Annotated in this window: 4 protein-coding genes; all 4 read right to left on the reverse strand. The window is 72.3% G+C overall.

The window, feature by feature from the left end; all coding sequences use genetic code 11:
* A partial coding sequence (locus tag AC2H6A_RS17765; protein WP_484275055.1) for a DUF748 domain-containing protein occupies window positions 1–2,904 on the reverse strand: 2,904 nt, incomplete at its 3' end.
* An 88-nt stretch (window positions 2,905–2,992) separates the two neighbouring features.
* A complete protein-coding gene (locus AC2H6A_RS17770) occupies window positions 2,993–3,160 on the reverse strand; it encodes a hypothetical protein (RefSeq protein WP_484275056.1) in 168 nt (55 codons plus the stop codon).
* 36 nt (window positions 3,161–3,196) lie between these two features.
* Window positions 3,197–4,549, reverse strand: coding sequence for an ATP-dependent protease ATPase subunit HslU (hslU, locus tag AC2H6A_RS17775; RefSeq protein ID WP_484275058.1), 1,353 nt, complete (start codon window positions 4,547–4,549; stop codon window positions 3,197–3,199).
* 21 nt (window positions 4,550–4,570) lie between these two features.
* On the reverse strand, window positions 4,571–5,065 hold a 495-nt coding region (hslV, locus tag AC2H6A_RS17780), incomplete at its 5' end, for an ATP-dependent protease subunit HslV (RefSeq protein ID WP_484275057.1).

The raw sequence follows: 5,065 nt of genomic DNA on the forward strand, positions 1-5,065 counted from the left end.
GTAGCCGAGATACTTGACGGCGTAGGGCGTGGTCCGCGGCAGGTCGATGTCGGTGGCGCGGGCGTCGATGTCGAGCTGCAGCACCCGCGCGAAGGGATTCACCCGCCCGGTGATCTCGACCCGGCCGGCGTTGTCCACCCGGCCGCGCAGTTCGAGATCGCCGGGCGTGTCGGGCGCCAGCGCCGAGATGCCGCCGTCCAGACCGGTGATGTTCGCCGAGTAGTTGGGCTTGATGAAGAAGTCGCTGAAGTCGACATTGCCGTTGGTGAAGGACACCCGGCCGATGCGCACCGGCAGCGCGGCGCGCGCAGCGGCATCCACGCTGCGAACCGGGTTGGCCATCGAAGGGTCAGGAGCCGCCTCGGCGGCCACCGGCGGCGGATCGGCGCGCAGCCCGGCGCGGGTGGCTGCGCCGGAAGCGGTGTTGGTGGTGGAAGCGGTGTTGGTGGTGGAAGCGGTGTTGGTGGCGGAGGCGGTGTTGGTGGCGGTGTTGGTGGTGGCGCTGCCCGCGCTGACCGGGCCGTCGTGCCTTGCCACCAGTTCACGCAGGTTGAGCCGGCCGTCGGGGCGCAGAATCAGCCGGACAAAGAAGTCGGCCAGCGCGACCTGACCGATCTCCACCTTCAAGGGTTCGGAGACCACCTCGGTGCCGGCCAGCGCCAGCGACTTCCAGCGGAAGAGCTCCTCGCCGCTGGCGCGGTCGAAGGCCTCGACATCGGTGAACGAGCCATCACCGGTCCAGCGCACCGTGGGGCTGCCGTCGCCGCGGACGGCCAGCGCGAGATCACCGCTGGCGGTGACCCGACCGGAGTTCAGCGCGAAGGTCACGAAGGGTGCCAGCAGCGGCTGGGCAGGCAGCAGGCTGAGTGCCCAGGCATCGACCCGCAGCTGTGCGGCGAGCGGCGACAGGCTCAGGCTGCCCTGCGTCTGCAGGCTGCCGTTGCGACCGACACCGGCCTTCAGTGCCAGCCGAGCGGCGCTGCCGGGAACACTGCTCGCGCCATCGAGCTGCAGGCCGAGCTGGCTGACGACCAGGTCGCCACCGGCCTGCTGCTCCTTGCCGGAGAGCCCGGCATGGCGCAGCGTGGCGCCCAGATCCGATACCGCCAGCTGGCCGAGCCGCCAGCGCCAGGGCTTCCCGGCGGGCGCCGATGCGGGAGCTGCGTCCCCACCTGGCGGGCGCAACGCCTCGACCAGATCGATGCGGCCGTCGGTCAGCCGCTGCATGAGGAGCTCGCCACCGTCGATGCCGAAGCGGCGCACGGCGACCGAGCGGGCCGTCAGGTCAAGGTCGAGGCCGGAGAGCGTGACCGCGGGCAGACGCACCAGATCCAGGGCGCCGCCGCGTTCGCGCATCGCCAGCGAGCGCAGCTCGGCCGACAGGCCGCTCAGGCGCAGCCGGGCCTCGCCACCCTCCTCGCGCAGCGAGACGGCAGTGCGCGCACCGAGGCGGCCGTCGACCGCATCGAGCCGCAGGTGGGGCTCGGCGAGCCACCACCAGCGCCTGAGCGACATGCCGGCGAGCTCGACCTGACCCTCCAGGCGCAGCGGGTGGGGCACGAGGCTGGCCCTGGCCTGGAGCGTCTCGCCGGAGTCGAGCCCCAGGCGCAGGGCGAGCGGTACCGGCTCGCCGGCCTGGTTGCCGATACGGCCGAGCGTCGCCTGCAGGTCCTTCACGCGCAGCGAAAGCGGGCGAGGCTGGAATCGCTGGTCGCGGAAGTCGATCGCGCCGGCGCGGATGTCGAGCGAGCCGACCGACCAGACCGGCGCGACGGCGGCCGACGGCGCAGCGACCGACGGGGCAGCGACCGACGGGGCAGCAGCGGCCGGCACCGCGGCCTTCGCCGTGCCGGCCCGCGCTGCCGTCGCCGGCATCGCATCGAGCACGGTCTGCAGGAAACGCGTCTGGCCTGCCCGTCGGTGCAGCGTGAGCGCGGGCGCATCGAGCACGACCTCGCCGACCTGGTAGCGGGCAGCGAACGGCTGCAGCGACAGACCGCCGATCCGCGCCGCCGGTAACGAGAGCAGGGGCGAACCGCCGGGTTCACGCAGCTCGATGCCGGTGAGTTCGGCCGTTGCGCTCACATCGAGCTCGGGCGCGCCTTGCGGCGGGCGCGAGAAGCTCAGGCTCGCCGTGCCGGCCAGGCGGGCCGATCGCACCTCCACCGGCAGACGCATCGGCAGGTACCGCAGCCAGGCCGTGAGCTCGAGCGGCGCCAGGCTGAGCTCGGCACGCGTGGGCAGTTGCGGATCGAAGGGCCGGGTGCTCGCGGAGAGCGCCATCTCGGCGCCATCCAGGCGCCACGATGCGCTCGGCGAGACCGGCTGGTCGCGGTCCTCGGCAAAGCCGGAGAGCCTGGGCAGGTCAAGGCGCAGGGCCTCGATCCGGTGTTCGCCGCCGAGCTGGCGGTCGCTGAACAGCACCTCGCCATCGCGCAGCGCGAGGCCGGACAGCAGGAAGCGTGGCGGCGGCTCGTCGGGCCGGGCGGGCCGGCTGTTCAGGCGACGCAGCACATCGTCCCAGTTGAGCGAGCCATCAGCTTGCCGCACCACCCGCAGACGCGGCTGCTCCAGGCGCAGCGCCTTGACCACCGGCGCGCGCCGGCCGAGCGAGGCCCAGGCGAGCTCGACCTCGGCGCGGGCCAGCGTGAAGGCCGGCGCGTCGGCGCCGCCGGCTTCGGCCACGCGCAGGTCGGTGACGGCGGCGCGCAGACCCGGGATGTCGATCTCGACATCGCCGAGGCTGACCGTGCGGCCGAGCGCCTCGCCAAGGAGCACCGGCAGATGCCGCCGGGCGAGCGCCGGACCGCCGACGTGGACCGCGGCGGCCACCGCAGCAAGCAGCAGCGCAAGCGCCAGCAGGGCGATCAGCCCGCGGCCGATCCAGACCCGGCCCGTGCTCAAACCCGACTGCGCGCCCCGCGCCTGCTCCGTCACTGCCGGCCTTTCACCCGATCAACCGCCCGATTGAACCACGAGCCGCCGAGGCGTCTCAATCCGCCTCGCCCTTGCGCAGGGCGAGGCGCGAGGCACGGCGATCGGCGCGACGATCGGGCCCATGCGCCCCCGCCTTGCGTGCGCGGGCCGCCACGACCAGCGGATTGCGTGGCTTGAAGCTGCCCGCGACCAGTTCGCGTTTGCGCTGACGCGAGGAATTCACGGCCGCGCTCCGCGGCCGCAGCCACCGGGTGCCCGCTCAGAGTACATAGCGGGCAAGGTCCTCGCGCTGCGCCACGCCGGCGAGGCGCTGCTCGACATAGGCGGCATCGATCACCAGGGTCTGGCCGCCGAGCCGGCTGGCGCCGAAGGAAACCTCCTCGAGCAGGCGCTCCATGACGGTGTGCAGCCGCCGTGCGCCGATGTTCTCGGTGGTCTCGTTGACCTGCGCCGCGATCTCGGCCAGTCGGCGCACACCCGAGACCGCGAAGTCGAGCCGCACCTGCTCGGCGGCGAGCAGCGCCTGGTACTGGCGGGTGAGGCAGTTGTCGGTACCGGTGAGGATGCGTTCGAAGTCTTCCACCGACAGCGAGTCGAGCTCGACCCGGATCGGCAGCCGGCCCTGGAGCTCGGGAATGAGGTCGGAGGGCTTGGCCAGGTGAAAGGCGCCCGAGGCGATGAACAGGATGTGGTCGGTGCGCACGATGCCGTGGCGGGTGGTGACCGAGGTGCCCTCGATCAGCGGCAGCAGATCGCGCTGCACGCCCTGGCGCGAGACATCCGGGCCCTGCAGCTCGGCGCGGGTGGCGATCTTGTCGATCTCGTCGATGAACACGATGCCGTCGTTCTCGACCGCGGCCAGGGCCTGAGCGCGGATTTCATCCTCGTCGACCAGACGCGCGGCCTCCTCGTCGGCCAGCAGCTTCATGGCCTCGGCAACCCGCACCCGGCGGGTCTTGCGCCGGCCGGCGCCGAGCTGGCCGATCATGCCCTGGATCTGACGGGCGAAGTCCTCCATGCCCGGCGGCGTGAGCATGCCCTCGGGCGCGGCGGGCGAACCGCCGGCCAGTTCGATCTCGATCTCGCGATCATCGAGCTCGCCTTCACGCAGCCGCTTGCGCAGCTTCTGGCGGGTGGCGGAATCGGGGGTCTCGCGGGCCGGCGTCTCGTCGGCGCCGAAGCCGAAGCCCGGTGCCGAGGGGCGCGGCCCGGGCAGCAGCACATCGAGCACCCGGTCTTCGGCGGCGTCGAGCGCGCGCTGGCCAAGACGGCGCTTGGCCTGCTCGCGCACCATCTTGATGGCCGCGTCCATCAGGTCGCGGATGATGGTGTCGACATCGCGTCCGACATAGCCCACCTCGGTGAACTTGGTCGCCTCCACCTTGATGAAGGGCGCGCCGGCGAGCCGCGCCAGCCGGCGCGCGATCTCGGTCTTGCCCACGCCGGTGGGCCCGATCATCAGGATGTTCTTGGGGGTGATCTCGTGGCGCAGCGGCTCGGGAACCTGCTGACGGCGCCAGCGGTTGCGCAGGGCCACGGCCACGGCGCGCTTGGCCCTGGGCTGGCCGACGATATGGCGATCGAGCTCGGAAACGATCTCCTCGGGGGTCATCTGCGTCATGGTCGCGCCCTCCTAGCCGAGGGTCTCGATGGTGTGCTGCTGGTTGGTGTAGATGCACAGGTCGCCGGCAATGGACAGCGCCTTGCGCACGATCGCCTCCGGGTCGAGCTCGGTGTTGTCGAGCAGCGCCCGCGCCGCGGCCTGGGCGTAGGCCCCGCCGGAGCCGATCGCCACCAGCCCGTCCTCGGGCTCGAGCACGTCGCCATTGCCGGTGACCACCAGCGAGTGCTGGGCGTCGGCCACCGCGAGCATCGCCTCGAGCCGGCGCAGGCCGCGGTCGGTACGCCAGTCGCGGGCCAGTTCGACCGCGGCACGCAGCAGATGGCCGCCGTGCTTGTCGAGCTTGGACTCGAAGCGCTCGAAAAGGGTGAAGGCATCGGCCGTGCCGCCGGCGAAACCGGCGAGGACCCGGTCGTGATGCAGCCTGCGCACCTTGCGCGCGCCATGCTTGATCACGATGTTGCCGAGGGTGACCTGGCCGTCGCCGCCAAGGGCGACCCGCGCGCC

The organism is Quisquiliibacterium sp. (assembly GCF_982640115.1).